At 42.3% G+C, this 18,220-nt stretch carries 12 protein-coding genes and 2 pseudogenes; 5 read left to right on the forward strand and 9 right to left on the reverse strand.

Translation table 11 applies throughout. The features are described 5' to 3' along the window. Together ACPZ3T_RS28635 and ACPZ3T_RS28640 are read right to left on the reverse strand one after the other, a co-directional pair. The gene (locus tag ACPZ3T_RS28635) at nucleotides 1-1,170 is read right to left on the reverse strand and encodes an FAD-dependent monooxygenase (protein WP_490272807.1); all 1,170 of its coding nucleotides are present in this window, start codon (nucleotides 1,168-1,170) and stop codon (nucleotides 1-3) included. A gap of 339 nt (nucleotides 1,171-1,509) precedes the next feature. Beyond that, nucleotides 1,510-2,637: an acyltransferase family protein gene (locus ACPZ3T_RS28640; RefSeq protein WP_490272808.1), complete on the reverse strand. Its 1,128-nt coding sequence runs from the start codon at nucleotides 2,635-2,637 to the stop codon at nucleotides 1,510-1,512. A gap of 174 nt (nucleotides 2,638-2,811) precedes the next feature. Here ACPZ3T_RS28640 and aroF point away from each other — a divergent pair, with 174 nt between their 5' ends. Both aroF and ACPZ3T_RS28650 read left to right on the forward strand, forming a co-directional pair. Then, the gene (aroF, locus tag ACPZ3T_RS28645; RefSeq protein WP_490272809.1) at nucleotides 2,812-3,870 is read left to right on the forward strand and encodes a 3-deoxy-7-phosphoheptulonate synthase; all 1,059 of its coding nucleotides are present in this window, start codon (nucleotides 2,812-2,814) and stop codon (nucleotides 3,868-3,870) included. 109 nt (nucleotides 3,871-3,979) lie between these two features. Then, a complete protein-coding gene (locus ACPZ3T_RS28650; protein ID WP_490272810.1) occupies nucleotides 3,980-4,621 on the forward strand; it encodes a Uma2 family endonuclease in 642 nt (213 codons plus the stop codon). A gap of 127 nt (nucleotides 4,622-4,748) precedes the next feature. Here ACPZ3T_RS28650 and ACPZ3T_RS28655 read toward each other — a convergent pair whose 3' ends face one another. The 3 genes from ACPZ3T_RS28655 to ACPZ3T_RS28665 all read right to left on the reverse strand — a co-directional run bounded on the left by ACPZ3T_RS28655 (nucleotide 4,749) and on the right by ACPZ3T_RS28665 (nucleotide 9,722). Then, on the reverse strand, nucleotides 4,749-5,312 hold the full coding sequence (locus tag ACPZ3T_RS28655) for a Uma2 family endonuclease (RefSeq protein WP_490272811.1): 564 nt from the start codon (nucleotides 5,310-5,312) through the stop codon (nucleotides 4,749-4,751). A gap of 139 nt (nucleotides 5,313-5,451) precedes the next feature. Beyond that, nucleotides 5,452-8,577 (reverse strand): eCIS core domain-containing protein, encoded by a 3,126-nt coding sequence (locus ACPZ3T_RS28660; RefSeq protein WP_490272812.1) that lies wholly within the window; start codon nucleotides 8,575-8,577, stop codon nucleotides 5,452-5,454. 290 nt (nucleotides 8,578-8,867) lie between these two features. Then, nucleotides 8,868-9,722: a hypothetical protein gene (locus tag ACPZ3T_RS28665; protein WP_490272813.1), complete on the reverse strand. Its 855-nt coding sequence runs from the start codon at nucleotides 9,720-9,722 to the stop codon at nucleotides 8,868-8,870. A gap of 729 nt (nucleotides 9,723-10,451) precedes the next feature. On the opposite strand from ACPZ3T_RS28665, the gene ACPZ3T_RS28670 reads away from it, so the two are divergent. Both ACPZ3T_RS28670 and ACPZ3T_RS28675 read left to right on the forward strand, forming a co-directional pair. Then, nucleotides 10,452-12,656 carry a heavy metal translocating P-type ATPase gene (locus ACPZ3T_RS28670; RefSeq protein WP_490272814.1) on the forward strand — a complete coding sequence of 735 codons (2,205 nt, stop codon included), beginning with the start codon at nucleotides 10,452-10,454 and terminating at the stop codon, nucleotides 12,654-12,656. A 167-nt stretch (nucleotides 12,657-12,823) separates the two neighbouring features. After that, the gene (locus tag ACPZ3T_RS28675) at nucleotides 12,824-13,264 is read left to right on the forward strand and encodes a M67 family metallopeptidase (protein WP_490277403.1); all 441 of its coding nucleotides are present in this window, start codon (nucleotides 12,824-12,826) and stop codon (nucleotides 13,262-13,264) included. Nucleotides 13,265-13,551: 287 nt separating this feature from the next. On the opposite strand, the pseudogene ACPZ3T_RS28680 reads toward ACPZ3T_RS28675, so the two are convergent. From ACPZ3T_RS28680 to ACPZ3T_RS28695, 4 genes and pseudogenes are all read right to left on the reverse strand, one after another. Next, nucleotides 13,552-14,751: pseudogene (locus tag ACPZ3T_RS28680) on the reverse strand (IS4 family transposase); the annotation flags it as partial. Then, the gene (locus ACPZ3T_RS28685) at nucleotides 14,645-16,429 is read right to left on the reverse strand and encodes a putative bifunctional diguanylate cyclase/phosphodiesterase (protein WP_490272815.1); all 1,785 of its coding nucleotides are present in this window, start codon (nucleotides 16,427-16,429) and stop codon (nucleotides 14,645-14,647) included. The gene ACPZ3T_RS28685 and the pseudogene ACPZ3T_RS28680, both read right to left, overlap by 107 nt. Before the next feature lie 325 nt (nucleotides 16,430-16,754). Next, nucleotides 16,755-17,540 (reverse strand): TIGR01548 family HAD-type hydrolase, encoded by a 786-nt coding sequence (locus ACPZ3T_RS28690; RefSeq protein ID WP_490277404.1) that lies wholly within the window; start codon nucleotides 17,538-17,540, stop codon nucleotides 16,755-16,757. 118 nt (nucleotides 17,541-17,658) lie between these two features. Next, a pseudogene (locus ACPZ3T_RS28695) lies at nucleotides 17,659-18,024 on the reverse strand (four helix bundle protein). Between the two features lie 38 nt (nucleotides 18,025-18,062). Between ACPZ3T_RS28695 and ACPZ3T_RS28700 the strand changes: the two are divergent. After that, on the forward strand, nucleotides 18,063-18,203 hold the full coding sequence (locus ACPZ3T_RS28700; RefSeq protein ID WP_490272816.1) for a hypothetical protein: 141 nt from the start codon (nucleotides 18,063-18,065) through the stop codon (nucleotides 18,201-18,203). Nucleotides 18,204-18,220: the final 17 nt, after the last annotated feature.

The raw sequence follows: 18,220 nt of genomic DNA on the forward strand, positions 1-18,220 counted from the left end.
TCAAATTAGATGGTTATCTGCTAAATATGGATTATAGGTATAAAGCCACTCTTCAAATTGGCGATCGCTTAATTGGGCTTTCTCCATGATCCCACGCAGATATACCTCACTATCAGTTTTATAGGCGCGGTTAGCCTGTACAGCATTGCGGATTTGAATGATTTGTGTACGGGGTTTACGTCTAGTTTCATAGCTAGCTAGGGCAGCTGCAAGGGGTTCACGGGTAAGAAATTGAGAGAGTTCCCAAGCATCTTCAAAGGCTGTATTTGCTCCTTGTCCTAGTAAGGGAACCATTGGATGGGCAGCATCTCCTAACAGCGTTACCCTACCTTGACTCCAGGTGGCTAAGGGTGGTCTATCACAGATTGGTCGTTCCACAATTGCCTCAGCATCAGTAGCTTGTATAATTGCTGGTACTGGTTCTGCCCAGTTAGCAAAGTAATCTTGGACGCGAGACTTAACATCAGCAAGACTTTGGTTAATCGGTTTTTCGGGTGATAAAGCCGCAGCACTCCACATGATATATCCATCACCCAAATCAAAGAACCCAAAGATTTTGCCATCGGGTGCTGTCATTGACATCACTTCCTGGGAATGCAGGGTTTCATGATTGTACTGAAGAACAGCCCGCCAAGACATCCTGCCAGCATACCGGGGTTCTCCATCACCAATCAAGGTTTGTCTAACTATTGAGTTCAAACCATCAGCCCCAATCAATAGTTCTGTCTCTACTGTCTTTTTTCCCTGAAAGTAGACTTTCACACCTTGGTCATTTTGTTCCCAACCAATGCACTGATGATTCAGATGGATATTTTCAGTTGGTAGTGCAGAAGCCAGAATCTCTTGCAACCGCGACCAGCGTATTTGTAACATTGGCTGACCATATTTTTCCCGTAATATTACGGCTTTTTGGGCAATGATTTCGCCAGTGCTTTTTTTTAAAGTCAACATTTGAGTTTCACTACCTGCCTCTTGAAGCAAGTCAGTGATTCCGGGAGCAATAGCAGCGAGACTATACAAGCCGTTGGGTAAAATACTTAAACCCGCACCAATGGGGCGTAAACAACGGGCTTTTTCGTATATTTGGGCATTTATACCTTGTTTATGAAGTGCGATCGCTACCGCTAAACCGCCTAGTCCAGCACCAATAATAGCTACTTTCTTAACCATAATTCTACAGATGAATATAGGAATTATCGTCACTTCTCTACGAGACGCTACGCGAACGCTTCTAGATGTGGGGAATACCTTGAAAAATGTTCACACCCCGCCGGGCAAGACAACGTTAGCGGGAAGGGACACTTCGTGAACAAGTTATCCGAAGGGTATCCCCATCTACCCGTACCCTACACCCTGTTCAATTCTTTCTAAAAGAACTTACAAAAAAAATCATTCCTCTGATGATAGATTTATTGATAAGTCTTTAGAGATAAACAATTCTCAAGACTAAAGTCCTGGCTATGAACTTGATGAGTATAATTTGACGCTGGTTGAGAAGTGCTATTATGATCAGACTCTAATGAACCAGTTTTGGCGATACATGATCACAGCCACAACCCACCATAAGAGAACAGTGACTAGGGCAAATAATAATGAACCGTTGAAAGTTCCTGCCCAGGAAGCAAAGATGTTTTGATATATCCAGTTGTAGGTAGTGATGGCGGTTTCACCTGTGCCGATTTTGGTTCTCACTAAGATTTTAATTAGTAAAACTGATGCGACAAAAAGAGCGATCGCATTTAAACCCATAATTTCAAAAGGTTTACTCCACCGTCTGATTAACCTGACTTCAATTAACTCATAACAACCAGCCAGTAGCAATAATGCCCAACCGCTAGTAAACACAACATAGGAACTTGTCCACAGTTTTTTATTAATGGGAAATACCCAACCCCACGCCCAACCAATAATTAAGCAACCAATCCCAAATAAAGCCAATCCGATGCTCGTGCGTGTTTGTACTGGTTGTTTGCGTATCCAATCGCCCGTAAAGTAACCAGCCATCACACTGGCGATCGCAGGTATTGTACTAAAGAGTCCTTCGGGATCTCCCAGAAAATTAAATCCATCCCCCTTATACAGATGGGCTTTGGGGATAATCAGGCGGTCAATATAAGCCCCAAAGTTACCTTCTCGTGTCAGCACACCAGCCCCATAATCAGGTACAGGAATATACATCATTGCTAGCCAGTAACCCAGGAGTAATCCACCAGCTAATAGCCATTGTCCTGGCCGTGGTAATTTTAGCACCGCTAAGGAAGCCAACAAATAAGCCAGACTAATACGTTGCAATACTCCCATAATGCGAATGCTGCTGAAATCAAAAGTCCAAATTCCTTGATTCCAAAAGCCATTGAGTAGTAAACCTAAAATAAATAGTATCGCCGCCCGGCGAAATATCCGCCAGTAAACCGCCGGGGTGGGTTTGTTATCTGGGGTGTATTTAGATAGAGAAAAAGTCATTGCTACACCCACAATGAACAGAAAAAACGGAAAAACTAAATCAGTCGGGGTGCAACCATGCCAATCAGCATGAGTTAAGGGAGGATAGACATCATCTGCAACTCCCGCCATATTAACGAGAATCATACCGGCAATGGTAATGCCACGAAAAACATCAAGTGAGGTGAGACGCATGGACAGAATTTTATGGTTAATGAGGATCTAAACTACCGCGCTTATTCGTGCTAATCAATTAAGATTTACATTACATATCAATACCAAGATGATGCACCTAGTTATACCAATTTTGGATTTTGGATTGAAAGCCTATATTCATGGGCTTTAACGTCATTAAACAGGAAATTTATTATGATTGTAGTCATGAAAGTTGGTTCTCCCGAAGCGGAGATTAATCGCATTAATGAGGAACTCAGTAGTTGGGGTTTGACACCAGAGAAAATTGTTGGTAAACACAAAGTAGTAATTGGTTTAGTAGGTGAAACTGCGGATTTAGACCCACTACAAATTCAAGAAGTCAGCCCTTGGATTGAGCAAGTATTGCGGGTAGAACTGCCTTATAAACGCGCTAGCCGCCAATATCGCCACGGTGAAGCCTCGGAAGTAGTAGTTAATACCCCCGATGGTGCGGTGGTGTTTGGTGAACACCATCCCTTGGTAGTGGTGGCTGGCCCCTGCTCCGTGGAAAATGAGGAGATGATTATTGCCACGGCGCAACGCGTCAAAGCAGCCGGAGCGAAATTTTTACGCGGTGGTGCGTACAAACCCCGGACTTCCCCTTACGCCTTCCAAGGACATGGGGAGAGTGCCTTAGAATTACTAGCCAAGGCGCGGGAAGTAAGTGGACTGGGGATTATTACAGAAGTCATGGATGCGGCGGAACTAGATATCATTGCAGAGGTGGCTGATGTTATTCAGGTAGGCGCAAGGAATATGCAGAACTTTTCCCTACTCAAAAAAGTGGGAGCGCAACCAAAACCAGTCCTACTCAAACGAGGAATGGCCGCTACCATTGAAGATTGGTTGATGGCGGCTGAGTATATTTTGGCCGCAGGCAACCCCAATGTAATTTTATGCGAGCGTGGTATTCGTACCTTCGATCGCCAATATACTCGCAACACCTTAGATTTATCTGTAGTGCCAGTGCTACGGAAATTAACCCACCTACCAATTATGATTGATCCCAGTCATGGCACAGGTTGGGCTGAGTTTGTTCCTTCTATGGCGATGGCAGCGATCGCAGCTGGTTCTGATTCTCTCATGATTGAAGTCCACCCCAACCCCAAAAAAGCTTTATCAGACGGGCCGCAATCATTGACTCCAGAAGCTTTTGACCATCTCATGCAAGAATTGGCCGTTATTGGTAAAGCCGTAGGACGTTGGCCACAGCCAGCCGCAGCTTTAGCTTAACAATGTTCGTAGTAAGCACTTGTGTTGATGGTTCTAAGCACTAAAGTGCTTACTACAAACTTGGAGTGAAGCATAATAAAAATTAAAAAGTTATTCTTTTAGCTAATTTATGAGTAACTTACAAACAAAACTACCGACTGATGCTTGGGTAACAGCAACTTGGGATGAATATATTCAAGTCATCGAAAATCCTGCTTATCAACAAGCAAAGGCATACTACTACAACGGTAAAATGAGGGTTGAAATGCCACCAGTAGGAAATGATCATGCTAGCGACCATACGGTTGTTATCTTAGCAGCTAGTAACTATGCAGCTATTAAAGGTATTCCCATGAATGGGAAAGATAATTGCAGCTATCGTAAAACTGGTTTTAAGGAAGTACAACCTGATGTGTCTTACTATATTGGCGACAATGCCGATGTAATTCCTTGGGGAACTTCTATTATTAGTCTTGATGATTATCCGCCACCAAATTTAGTAATTGAAGTTGCCAATAATTCCCTAGCAGATGATAAAGGTGAAAAACGTTTACTTTATGAAGAATTAGGAGTAGATGAATATTGGATTCTTGATGTTCAGAATATTCAAGTGATTGCTTTTGCTATAGAAAATGGTGGCAGTCGTCGAATTAAACAATCTCAAGTTTTACCAGGATTAGAAATTGCTATTTTAGAAGAAGCCTTTCGGCGGACTCGTCAAATGAATCAAAGTCAAGTTATAGCTTGGTTGTTATCACAATTTAGCGGGTAATAACAATTCAAAATTCAAAATTCAAAATTCAAAACAGTTGGAGTCGGGGATTTAAAACCAAACTCAACTGATACTACGTGTAGACGTAGGGATCTTAAACCGTTGAATTGACGATAAACTGCAAGACTCAAATACCCATTTTTAACCATGCAAAAACTTGATTGACAGTTAGCTTCAGTGGAATTTCTGGTAAAACAGGTAAGGAATCTTCTCCTTGAAGTAAGGTTGGCTGTTTTTCTGGTAAAAAGATCAAAATACTGAAGTCATCGGGGTCAAGAAACCATCCTAGACGGCTACCATACTGGAGACAGTGAAGGATATTACCAATTACTTTGTTAGGTTTTTGCTCAGGTGAGAGGATTTCAATTGTCCAGTCTGGTGGTATTTGAAAATTATCAGGTACATCACCATCAATAGTGAAGGGGATGCGTTCCCATTGAAATACAGCTAAATCAGGAACAATTGAGCGATTACCAAAAGTACACCGTAATTCAGGAAATCCGTAGGCGATTTTCTGCCCCTCACTAACTTGATTAATTACCTCAATCAGTTTACCTTGCAAGCGGCTGTGTCTACCTTTTGGCATAGGTTTTGGAAAAATCTTACCATTGATATATTCACTGGCTGGTTTTGTTTCTGGGAGCTTGAGAAACTCTTCTAGAGTCAGTGTTTGGGTAGTTGTAGCGTTCATAGCTCCTGAAAGCTGGGGGATGATTTTAGTTTAGCAGGCTGATTTAAAACGCATTATCTCGATATGAGTAGCGATCGCCAATATTGATATTATTCTGCATCAAAAGGGCGATCGCACTATCCAATTATATGTAACTACTTCATACCTCAACAGCGCGGATATATTCTACACCATCTTTCATCTCAGTTTTTTTAACTTCAAACTTAGTCCCAGGCATCAACAGCACCTCTTCTTCGCTAGGTATTTCTGAAAAATAAGAGATGTCTCTACCACCTTTTCCTGTTAGTTGCAATTCCAGCAATACGGGATGGGATAACTTACCACCAGAATATCGTTGAGCAAAATCTTTGGCTTGACCAACGTCTTTACTAGTACTTGTAAACTGTTTAAAAGAAAGTGATTTACCACTATACATTAAGGAGACACTTCCTTTCCAATCTCCTCGATAAACTGTAATTCCAGTAGCCGGTGGGAAACTTTGGAGTGCTTCGACTGTCATATTAGCGTGCAGTTTCAACTCCGAATACAGAGTTTCAGCGATTTGAGCAATTTGGTTGTCGAGACTCCTGCGCTCTATCTCACGCTCATCAGCAGAAAGTGTAATATCTGCAAGCTCATTCTCCACTTTATTCTCGAGTGGATCTAACGATGCTGTCCATTCCTCATAGTGTTCGCCTAGATAATCCAACCTCTGTTGTAATTTATCTATCTCTACCTGTAATTGCTTTTTCTCCTCAGGATCTATGGAGAAATTAAACTTATCCTGCAAATCATTTCGCTGATTTTCCAGAAGGTTAACCTCGCTGTGGTGATCTACAACACTATGTAGCTTATTCCTTAATGTGAATTTAGCCATAGGAGCAGGCATTGTCATAACTGCATTTAAAAGTGCGTGCATTCCCCCTGTATAGCCACCTATCGCTGTCAGATGGGCAGGACTTAACTTGCCGTACAATTCTTGCGGGTTAGTACCTTGTTTTTCTAACTCTTTAGAAAAATCGCTTCTGTTAATATCAGTCGGATCGTAGTTACCCGCCTCTTGTTTTAGAGCTTCGTACCTGTTTTTAGCATTATCTACAATTTGTTTACCTGGTTCGATTAGCCTTGGTTTATTGTCATCAGTTTCCTCTGCCATCTGCATATACAAATACTCATGGGGGAACATCCGATCCTTGCACACAGAACTCCGTAGTTCTGCTATGCTCAGGGGCGGAATATTCATATACATATCTATGACATTTGATGTGGTTTCTTGACCACCATTGACACCAACAATATGAGAACCTCGGAAAATCTCATACAGTGAGTGATCCCATGAAGTTAGCATCCATCCCATAATAGCCAAGCGAAAGTCTAGCTCGCTGACCCCTGGCACATTTAACCATTTAAACGCACTCAGCATTCGAGAGGTTGTGCCGGAAACACCTGCAACTACAGGCGCGCCCAGTTGGTCATGTACCTGTTTATACCAACTAGAATTAGGATCAATTGTAAACCAAGCCGTTCCCTCTACCCATTCCAAAGGCAACTCAGGCCCCTCTTCACCCGGTTGCAGATCGGATTGCCGCACGTTATTGATCGTTTTTGACGCAGGTATAATCTTCAAAACTTTCTGAATTTTGGGCTTACCTTTGTCATTCAACACAGGTTTTTTATCAACCCCATATTCATATTGAACTTCAATGCTTCCTCCTTCAACCTTGAACTTGTCTAACAAAGCATTGCCATCTGCGTCATATTCGATTTGGTCGTTAGGGACTTCTTCGATATCAAATCCCATCGTCGTCAATGGTTTGTTTTGTGCAGTCAGAAATTGCCTCTCTCGGTCGGAAAGCGGCGCACCCATGAGTTCGTAATCTCTGGGAGTTTTCTTCTCAGGCCCCATTGCCTTATCTTCTGCTGAACGGTCTTTGCGATCCTTTTGGCTCATTGTCATCTCATAGGTAGCCCAGGTATCATTTGACTGGGCAGTCAAGTTACCTAGAGCAAAAATGTCTTGAGTATAGTTGTAAGCCTTATCAGGTTTGAAGAAATTTACAATACCGTGTTTAATTGCTCGACCTGTTCCTTTGAGATATGCAGATTGACTACGGAGAGCAGTTTCATTCAGGTCAAGGTCTTTAGCTGCCTGCCAATTGTCATTGAGGGTGATATCGTGCAAGATAGCTTTAAAACTTTCACTCAGGTTTGCGCCATAACCTCCCTTATAATAAGCTGCATTATAAAAAGCAGTCATTAGCTCCCGAACATTACCATTGTCAAATAGGTCTTTGATGGCTGCACTACCGAGAGCTTCACCCACCTGTCCGGCACTGGTGGTATCATCTTTGAGGAATGCCTTTTTCTGAATCTCTTCTTCTGTGAGTTTATCTTTGTAATACTGTTGCAAGACAAGATTGAGCTTGTTCACAGACGCTTTAGCAGCAGCGCGAGATTGAGAATGATTGAAACAATAGCCACCGAGTCGTTGTTCAAAATTTTCAGCTTCTTGATACCACTGGGGATGTTGGAGAACCTGTTGATACCCTTCATTGAAGGGACGCTCTCCCATAGCTAATCGCTGAATAGCTGTACTGTTACCATTTTGCTGCACCACATGGGTTAATTCATGTGCCAACAACTCTTGTCCGCTCTGACTTCCAGGGTTATATGTTCCTTGGCGAAAGAAAATATCTTGCCCTGTAGTAAAAGCTTTTGCCTGAATGGATTTATTCAATTGGTCAGATTGAGTATCAGTGTGGACTTTCACCCCACTGAAATTAGCTCCAAATGCCTGTTCCATTGGTTCTCGGATACTGTCTGCTAGTGGCTGTCCACTACCCCTTAAACCTTGGATTGATGCTTCTAAATCCGGTGGTGCAGCCATACCACCTGCATTCGACATACGCTGCACCAGTGGTTTCATTTGCAGTTCATCTTCATCTTGTGCTAGTTCCTGACGCTGCACGGGAAAATTCTCAGGTGCATTAATCCTTTGGACTACATCTGCTGCTACCCGATCCGCTTCTTGTTCATACTGATCCCCTACTTTACCAATGGTAAGCTTCATCTGTATTGGGGATGGCGATCGCTCACCATCTGGCGGCAAAATTGATATATTTCTCAATAAACTATCAGACGGTGCTAATTTCTCGTCCTGAGCCTGTAAATCTGGTGTTTGTGGTCGGGGTTGGACGACAAAGCGACGTAATTCTAAGGGATTTGAGGCTGGTGTATCGGATGACTTGCTAGAATTTTTACGTGTTTTGTATTGTCTGCTATACATTGATTTCATGCTCCCAGTATTTTGCGGTGTGCTTTGTCGTCCAGATATAGCTAGTTATGATCATTACACGATACATCAGGAAGATGTTAGCGATCGCTATTATTTGTCATATAACCAATCAGTAAAATTACTGCTTTGCTTACAATATGTGAACAAATATGTTTAAATTTTAAATTATTGATATGAGTCAACAATAATAAATAAGGGGCTATATGCCCCTATAAGTTTGAATTTTATATTTAGTTGTTTTCCAAAAAATCAACAGAGAAGTTTTTCATATTCTCAATTGATTAGCGTCTCCTGCCAAAACTGCTAGGACGACGACTGGAAGAACGACCACTACCAAAACTGCTGTTACTTGGGCTACGTCTGGTGTTAGTTGATCTACCGGAGGATTTTAACGTACTGCTGCCAAAACCAGAACCGGAGGGGCGAGTTGTGCGTGTTGTAGAACGAACATTAGAATTACCAGAAGACCTTCTAATTGTGCCTGTGGTTCTAAAAGCTGTGCGATTTTTTACGGCTGCTGGTGCTGAATTATAGCGAGTGCGGTAACTATCAACAGCTTGGTCGTAGGTTCTACCATAGCCGCCATAACCAGTAATTAATCCACCGGGTTGATATACGGGAGGGACATAATACTGGGGTCTAAATAACAGGCTACCTAATGCTTGACCAGCTAACGCACCAGTAAAGGGGGCCCAAAAACCACTTTCTCGACGCACTACAACAGTTTCTTGTTGTCCAGTATTGGGGTTGGTTTTAGTTTCGGTGACGTTGTGGACGTACTCAATTTTAAAATCTTCTGTTAAGTATAAAACTGGCTGTCCGTTGTCTACTTTGAGATAGCTTTTCTTACCCTCTTTGATTTCATCATCAGTTAGCCTGGCCATTTGCAAGTTTTCCGTTGCAAAGGTGGGGGGTTTACTGTTGAGTAAAAATAAAGTGTACTCCCCAGAGGCATCATCATAAGTAGCTTGTTGAACTGGGTATTGACCATCGCTCAACTTAGTAGGAGCAGCAGTTTGGCTGACTTTGGGATTTGTCGAGGTAGTTTGGTTTCCTCCTCCACAAGCAACAGTCGTCAAGCACAAACTCACAGCTAAAAGCAAAACGGTAACTTTGCGTAATATGGACATGATCATGGCATTGTTATCTTATCTTTGAGCTTAACAAGTTATCACTGGGGATAGTGTAGGGACAACCCTACCAGTAAGTATAAGCAGGGTGGTTTCATACAATGTTAGAAAAATGAGAATACTAATAAAGATATTTAAGCATCTATGGTTGTACAAGTTTGACATCCTCCCACCGCTAACCCTTGCGGGTGTAGCGGGGGATTCCTAAGACTCACGACTTAGGTTTCTGTTTCCTTCCCTTACGGGTTTTTCGCAGTTGCCCTTTAACACTATGGTTATCAGGTCTTACACTCGCTTCACAGACTGTAACGGTGTGTCCCACCGCCAAAATATTTTTAGCCGCATTGATAACCTACACCTGGATTTCTCACGAGTGAGAAATCCAGGCAGCGTAGGGAGTGTGGGGAGAGGGAACGAACGGACGAAGTGTTCCCCGTTGCTTCAACCCCCAACCCTCTCCCGTTGGCGCAGCCTCTCGTAGAGAAGGGAGTTGAAAATTTAAATTAAGAATTACAAATTTTGAAAAGATAGGGTGTAGATATAGGATGTATATTTAGGGCAAAATTATTAACTTTTTAGAATATTTAAAAATAATAACGTTACTAAAAAATTAACAGCCAAGTTGATTTATATTTGTAGTTCGCTGTCAAGGAAAGGTTCGTGGGATTTTTGAATATCTTTTAGGCTGAATCCCCACCCATCAAATCGCTACAACATTATGAGGGGGAAATGATCATGACGATCGCCACTAAGTTAGCATTAGTCTCAGGAGAAGTTCCACCAAGCCAGGGAATTGCATATTGTCTAGTCCATAAAGTTCCAGGGAGGGTGAGATTTCGCATTCCTTTGCTAGCTCGTGATTCCTATTATGCCCAACGCCTACAAGATTTACTAGAGTCTGATAATCGCATCATCAAAGTGCGTGTAAATCGTGCGGCTGCATCTATTGCTATTGAATATCAATTATCTGATGCTAATGCTGACTTAATTACAGCGTATTTAGCGCGGATGTTGCCAGTAGCTCGGACAAATCAACCGCTAAAAACCAAAAAGCAACCAGTAGAAACCTCAGAAGATGGGGGCTTAAAATTGCCTGTTTTCGCTACGGTTTTGGCTTTATTGGGGTTGGGTTTGCCGATTCCCCCAGCGATGATTGCCGCAAGTGTGGCATTAGCGGCTGTACCCATTGCTAAACGCGCCTATGCAAGTATTACCCAAGAACAGAAGTTAAATATTGATTGTCTGGATTTAATGGCGATCGCGTTAAGTTCTAGTCAAGGTAATCTCCTGACTCCGGCTTTAGTGATGACACTGCACGAAATTGGCGATATGATCCGCGATCGCACCGCCAGAGTTACGGAAAATAACGCCGCCGATTTACTCAATTCCCTCGGACATTTTGCTTGGGTACAACAACCAGACGGAGACAAAAAACGCATCTTAGCTACAGAAGTGAAACTAAAAGATACAGTCATTGTCTACCCTGGTGAGCAAATACCCGTAGATGGTCAAATATTGCGCGGTCGGGCTTTAATCGACCAGCAAACACTCACAGGGGAATCTATGCCAGTGATGCGAGAGGTAGGACAAGCGGTTTATGCTTCTACTTTAGTGCGGGAAGGAGAGATTTACATTCAAGCCGAACGTGTAGGTAATGCTACCCGTGCCGGGGCTAGTATTGAGTTAGTGCAGAAAGCCCCCGTTCACGATACCCGCATGGGTAATTACGCCGCCGAAGTTGCAGATCAAGCCATTATGCCTGCGTTGATTTTTGCGGGATTGGTATTAGCTGCTACAGGTAGTCCCGCTAGGGCGGCATCAATTCTCACCCTCGACTTTGTAACGGGTATTCGCGTTTCCTTGCCCACAACATTTTTAGCTGCATTACACCATGCTACTAGACACGGGGTGCTGATTCGCAGTGGTCATGCGTTGGAAAAATTAGCACAGGTAGATACTTTAGTATTTGATAAAACAGGCACATTAACCAAAGGCGATATTGAAGTTGTGGAGGTAGAAACCGTCACAGGCAGAATGTCTAAAGAAAGATTATTACAACTCGCTGCCGCCGCCGAACAACGCCTAACTCATCCAGTCGCCGCCGCCGTGGTAAATTATGCCGATAAATTAGGTATAGAAATTCTCCCCCGTCAAGAATTTGTGTATGAAATTGGTTTAGGGGTGAAAGCAGAAATCGATGGCGAACAAGTCTTAGTAGGCAGCGATCGCTTTTTGCGTAAATATGGAATTACCTTAGATTGTTTGTATGAAGCCCATCAATGCAACCATGCAGATTGTCCCCAGCATCTCAACTGTCGCATTTCTGCCGATGATTCCTTATTGTATGTAGCAGTTAATCAACAATTCCAAGGCGTAATTTATTACACCGATCCTCTACGTCCAGAAAGTCCCGCCATCATTGAACAATTACAAACAGAATACGGCATGGAAATTCACCTATTAACAGGGGATAATCAACAACGGGCTATAGCAGTCGCCGCCCAATTAGGTATTCCCCTATCTCAAGTTCATGCCGAAGCCTTCCCAGAACAAAAAGCTGATATCATCAAGAAAATACATCAAACTGGCAAAACAGTAGCATTTACAGGGGATGGCTTGAATGATTCCATCGCCTTAGCCTATGCTGATGTTTCCATTTCCTTTAGTAGTGGTTCAGAAGTAGCCAGAGAAACAGCCGACGTTGTCCTAATGGATGATAACCTGAGCAGTTTTGTCGAAGCAATAGCGATCGCCCGTGAAACCCAAACCGTCATTCAGCAAAACATCGGTTTAGCCGTAGTTCCCAATTTAGCAGCATTAGGCCTAGCTACCACCGTAGGACTACATCCCCTAGCCGCCACCGTCGTTCATAACGGTTCAGCCATTGCAGCCGGGTTGAATGGTTTGCGTCCCCTTATGCACCAAGATCCACCGAGGTAGGGGTGTGGGGGTGTAGGGGTGTAGGGGTGTAGGGGAGACAAGGGAGACAAGGGAGACAAGGGAAATTTTTAACCCCATGCCCAATGCCCAATGCCCAATGCCCAATGCCCCATGCCCCATGCCCAATGCCCCATGCCCAATGCCCAATGCCCAATGCCCCATACCCTATGATCAAACTTCTACCTGAACATCAGCAAACTATCTTTAATCATGCTGAAAGTACTTACCCTGATGAATGTTGTGGGTTAATTGTGGGATATGTGGCGGATGGGGTGACAACTATAGTTGAGGTGATACCAACGGCAAATGTTTGGAATCGGGAAGCAGATAACTTTACAGCTGAGACAAGCAACTATAGCACTGAACGAAGATATGCGATCGCTCCTGAAGTGATGTTACAAGTACAAAAGTCAGCACGGGATAAATCACTCAATATTATTGGTATTTATCATTCTCATCCTGATTGTGCCGCTATTCCCTCAGAATGCGATCGCCTCTATGCTTGGCAAGGATATTTATATATAATTGTTTCCGTGAAAAATGGTGTAGCTGTTGACATCAAAACTTGGAGTCTTGATCACAATCATCAGTTTCAATCTGAAACATAAATCAATTAATGGACGAACTCAAAGCCAAAGCCTTTGAACCTCAACGATGAACCTTTGAACCTCAACGATGAGCCTTTGAACCTCGACGATGAGCCTTTGAACCTCAATTACCAGCTTAAAAACCAATCTGACTTTTCACGTTATGTGGAAAAGTTAACGCAAAACCTAACCCCCTAACCCCCTTCCCTAGTAGGCTATCCATTAGTCACATCTTTCTTAATAAAGGCTGAAAAGCAGTTATAGAGGGAATTACAGGAGATGGGGTTGCCATAAAGATTAGACAAAATTCAGAAAGTATGCGTTGAGATTTGATGGGCTAGTTTCCAAGTGGCAGCAATATCGTGCAATCGTCGTAACCCTCGCCAAATAGTCTTGACACCGGGTTCCCCATCACCTTTACGACCCAGAAAACCACCAAGTCGAGCAATCATCCGTACAGCTTGTGTTAATGTTGGTGGCTCGGCTGGTGGAATTGGGTTCTTGTTCACACTCACACATAAAGATGAGCCAGCGCCGTGGGCGGGTTTCCCGACTTGAGGCGACTGGCGTTGCCATTCAACTGTAGTGAAAACCGTTTGACAACTTTGTTCTGGATTGTGCCTGGCTTGGTAAGTTAACCATAATAATCGCCATGCCACAATCGAATATGTAGCTAATGCCATAGATAGCCGTTTTCCTGTCTCCAGTTGTAATTCCTCGATGCGACAACCGCTTTTCAACGTATAGTGATAACGCTCGATTAACCAACGATATGTATACCATTCAACACATTTTACGGCATCTTCAAGGCTATGAATTTCCCATGTCGTTAACAATAACCAACTTATTGATTTTACATCCGGTGGTGGATTCTTTTCTTCTGCTAAGATTACCTGTAGTTTTACTGGTTTTAGTTGAGAACGCCCGAGCTTATTTTTTGGTACTTCTATTTCAATAGTTTCGTATCTAATTGTTAATTTTGCTATCCGTTCTGGTCTTTGTGGATTCCTTTTTACCGTGACTTCTACTTCTCCCTGTTTTGGACTTGACCGTATCGCTTCATGCAGATAATTCGCTGTATGGTTGACTTTTCTATTGTGAGTTCCTCGAATTAGTAAGTGACTATTTTCTGGTCTTTCTTTGTTAAATAAATCAAATATATCTGCTTCCGAATCTGCTACTGTTATGATTTTTATGCCTGCTGGTAACAATTTATTCGTTCTCTCTACCCCTTCTAACCATCGTTGGCTTTCTTTTTCTTCTGTTTGTCTTTTTCTCCGGGTTTTTGCTATTCCTAAATCTTCAATATTTCTTGACCACACTTGTTGGTCTATTACTCCCAGTGGCACTCCTTTTTTGCTTGATAATAATGTTGAATGCACTTTTAATCCTAAACTTTTTCTATGGTCTAGATATCCGATTCCTTCTGTTGCTGGATGACTTGTTACATCCAGGTTTGTTGTATCTTGTATTGCTAATACTATCTCTTGCTCTTTTGCCCTTTCGATGTTGATAACTTTGCTGCAACATCTGTGTGATTTGTGCGGAGGGAACGGGACGACTAAAGTAAAATCCTTGCCCTTCGTGACAGCCACGTTTTTGCAGATAATCAAGCTGTGCTTGGTTTTCTACGCCCTCAGCTGTGATTTTTAATTGGAGACTCTTGGCTAAAGCAATAATTGCATCTGTAACGGCGGCACTATCAGTATTAGAGTCTACATCCTGTACGAAGGAGCGGTCAATTTTGAGCATATTCACAGGAAAGCGTTTGAGATAGTTGAGTGAAGAGTAACCAGTCCCAAAATCATCTAGGGCTAGCCATACACCTAGTTCTCGTAATTGTTTTAAGGTGGTGACAGAACGCTGTATGTCACTCATCAAAAAGCTTTCTGTCACTTCTAGTTCTAGGAAAGATGGGTGTAGTTGAGTTTCTTGGAGAATTTGCTGAACTCGTTCTACTAATTTGGGTTGTTCAAACTGTCTTGCTGATAGGTTGACGGACATTCGCAGAGGGGGATATCCAGCAAGTTGCCAAGTCCGATTTTGAGCGCAAGCCTTTCGTAATACCCATTCACCAATGTCGATAATTAAGCCATTGGCTTCTGCTATGGGGATAAATTTGGCGGGGGAGACTAAACCCCGTGTGGGATGTTGCCAGCGCACTAATGCTTCCACGGCTTTTATTTGTCCACTGGGCAAATCTATGAGGGGTTGATAATAAACTATGATTTCGTTGCGTTCTAATGCCCCGTGTAATTCATTTTCTAGTGCTAACCTTTCTTGTAATTGAGCATTGATTTCAGGGGAATAAAACTGAGATTGACTACGGCCTTGCTGCTTAGATTGATATAAGGCTATGTGAGCCTGTTGCAAGAGCTGATCAACATCATGGCAACTATTCATGGTAATACCGATGCTAGCTGTGATGCGAATTTGAGTATTTTGAATAGTCAAGGGTTTGGCTAGGGTACTCAAAAGCAATTGGGAGAGTTTGACAATGCTTTCTAATGATGGTATCTCTGTGCGTGCGATCGCAAATTCATCTCCATTCAAATGAGCCAAGATATCATTCGCACCTATGCAACTATGTAACCGCTTCGCTACTGCCCTTAACAACAAACTAGATTGCTCAGGTTCTAGGGCATGACTTACACCTGTAAAATCATCAATAGCCAGCACCATCACCGTTATGACTTTATCAGCATCTTGGGGGCAGATACTTTTCTCTAGGCGATTAATGAATAGTTCCCGATTAGGCAGTCCTGTCACTTTGTCATAATGGCTAATCTGGTCAATCAACTCATCTAATTTGTGTAGCGTATGAGAAGTATCTGCCATGAGTGTACCTGCTTCGTCTACAAAGTTGGTAGGTAACTGCGGCAAAGTTTTGCTATTGAGATAATCTTGTAATGCTTTGGATGTCAAATTGACGGGAGTTAGCAAGTGATGTAGTGCATAGAGTGTAACTGCTGTACCTGTCAAAGTTGCTATCAAAGCTATGACTAAAACTCGAATTGCCATCTCCCAAGAATAGGAATTAGAGACAACAAAACTAAATAGCAATGCCAATAGCGGTATGTGAGTACCCAGAAAAGCTACAGACATGATTTTCGCAGTATAACTTTTCTGGAGCAATTTACAATGAGCTAAGAAAGAGTATAGGTAAAGCTTTTGAGTCAGCTGCATAGACTATATTATGGGTGTTGATAGTTAGCTGGTGATCCTGTGCCACAAATCAGCTTGTATCGGATTCACCGGCTCAACTGTATTTGGTTCTTTCTTATACTACTCATAACAAAAGTTCACAATATTCTCATTTGAAGATCTTCTTAATATATTTAATTTAGGCATTTTTACAAAGATATTATTTAAGTAAAATTACTTAAATCACTTTAAAATTGATTATGTCTTTACACAGAAAATAATTCGTAAATATCCGATAAGGTTCAGAACACCTCAAAATCTTGGTGTCGAGACGCGATTAATCGCGTCTGTATCGGGTTTCTACTGACTATTTCACTAATAATTCTGCAATTTTATCTGGAATTAATTGCTCAACATTACTGAAAACCACTGCTGCACCTGCTGTTAGTAATGTTTGTGTATAAGCTTCACATCGGCTTGTTGTTTCTTGCACATGAGGCGGTAATATACCTACACCAACCCAATTGCGGTGCGGTTGCAGTTCTCTGGCTTTAGTGACAGTGTACATATCTGCGACGGTATCACCAACATAGATTACAGTTGAGGATGATTCTAAACTGTTTTCTAACTGACTGAGAGTGGCAAACAACCCTGTAGGATCTGGTTTACCCGGTGCATCTTCCATTGCAATTAACACAGGAGACTGTAAGCCAAGACGTTTTTCTAACACATAGGTAGCAGAGGCACGAGTAGCACCACTGAAAAAACCCCAAGGAATACCAGCTTGTGTGAGTTGCTCTAAGTAACTAGCTTGTAATAATAAGGGTTCATCACAAATATATCCCGTCCAGTTGTTGGGATCTGTGCCACGATAACGAGATTGAAAAAAGGCAACTATCGTTTCGTATGTTAGTGGTAACTGTTCACGAGGCTTTCCTTGACTAGCAAAGTAGCGATAGATCAATTCTTGGGAAGCATCCCAGTCATTATTCCAGATACCTTCTGATTTGAGTTGGTCAATTTCAAGGGATGTAGGACGATAGGCGTTATCAGTAAAATACTCTACCGTATCTGCTAGGGCGCGACGATAGGAACTACCAACATCACGCACAACTCCGTCAATATCAAATACAGCGATCGCTTTTTTTGTCATCATAATATGGGGAATGGGGAATGGGGAATGGGGAATGGGGGATGGGATAGAGTTAAACTGTGTACCTCTGCCTTGTCTGGATTTGTCGCTTCTTGTATTTGGTGAAAGTTTCTATTTTCTAATTTCTATTGCCTATAGATTTTAAATAAGCATTTAGTTTGGGTAAGAGCTGGTCAAGGATGGGTTTAAATGTTGTGACATCCTCATTTTGCAATAACTGCCTAGCATAAGCTAATCTTAACCAGCTAATTGTTTCGTACAAAGAACCTCTGGCAATTTTGATAAAACGCCGATTTTATTGGTCACTATATCTGCCTCGTCCTTCTGCAATGTTGGCACAAATACTATCAGCAGAACGAATAATTTGCTTGCCAACAGTATCTTTAGCGAAATTATCCCATGTCTTGACAATCTTCCAAATTAGATTAGCTAATTTTTCCGCAAGTTGATAAATCTCCAAGTCCTCAAAATCAGGTCTATTCACAACTATCTCTATGTATAAAATTATCTTTAATATTTAAAATGCCCAATTCCCCATGCCCAATGCCCAATGCCCAATTCCCAATTCCCAATTCCCAATTCCCAATTCCCAATTCCCAATGCCCCACTTGGTTAATTGGTGGGTATTGCGTTAAAATAAGCGATCGCAAACTTAGTAATTAATAGCCGGATATTCCCCG

This window comes from Aliinostoc maniaoense (assembly GCF_058172895.1).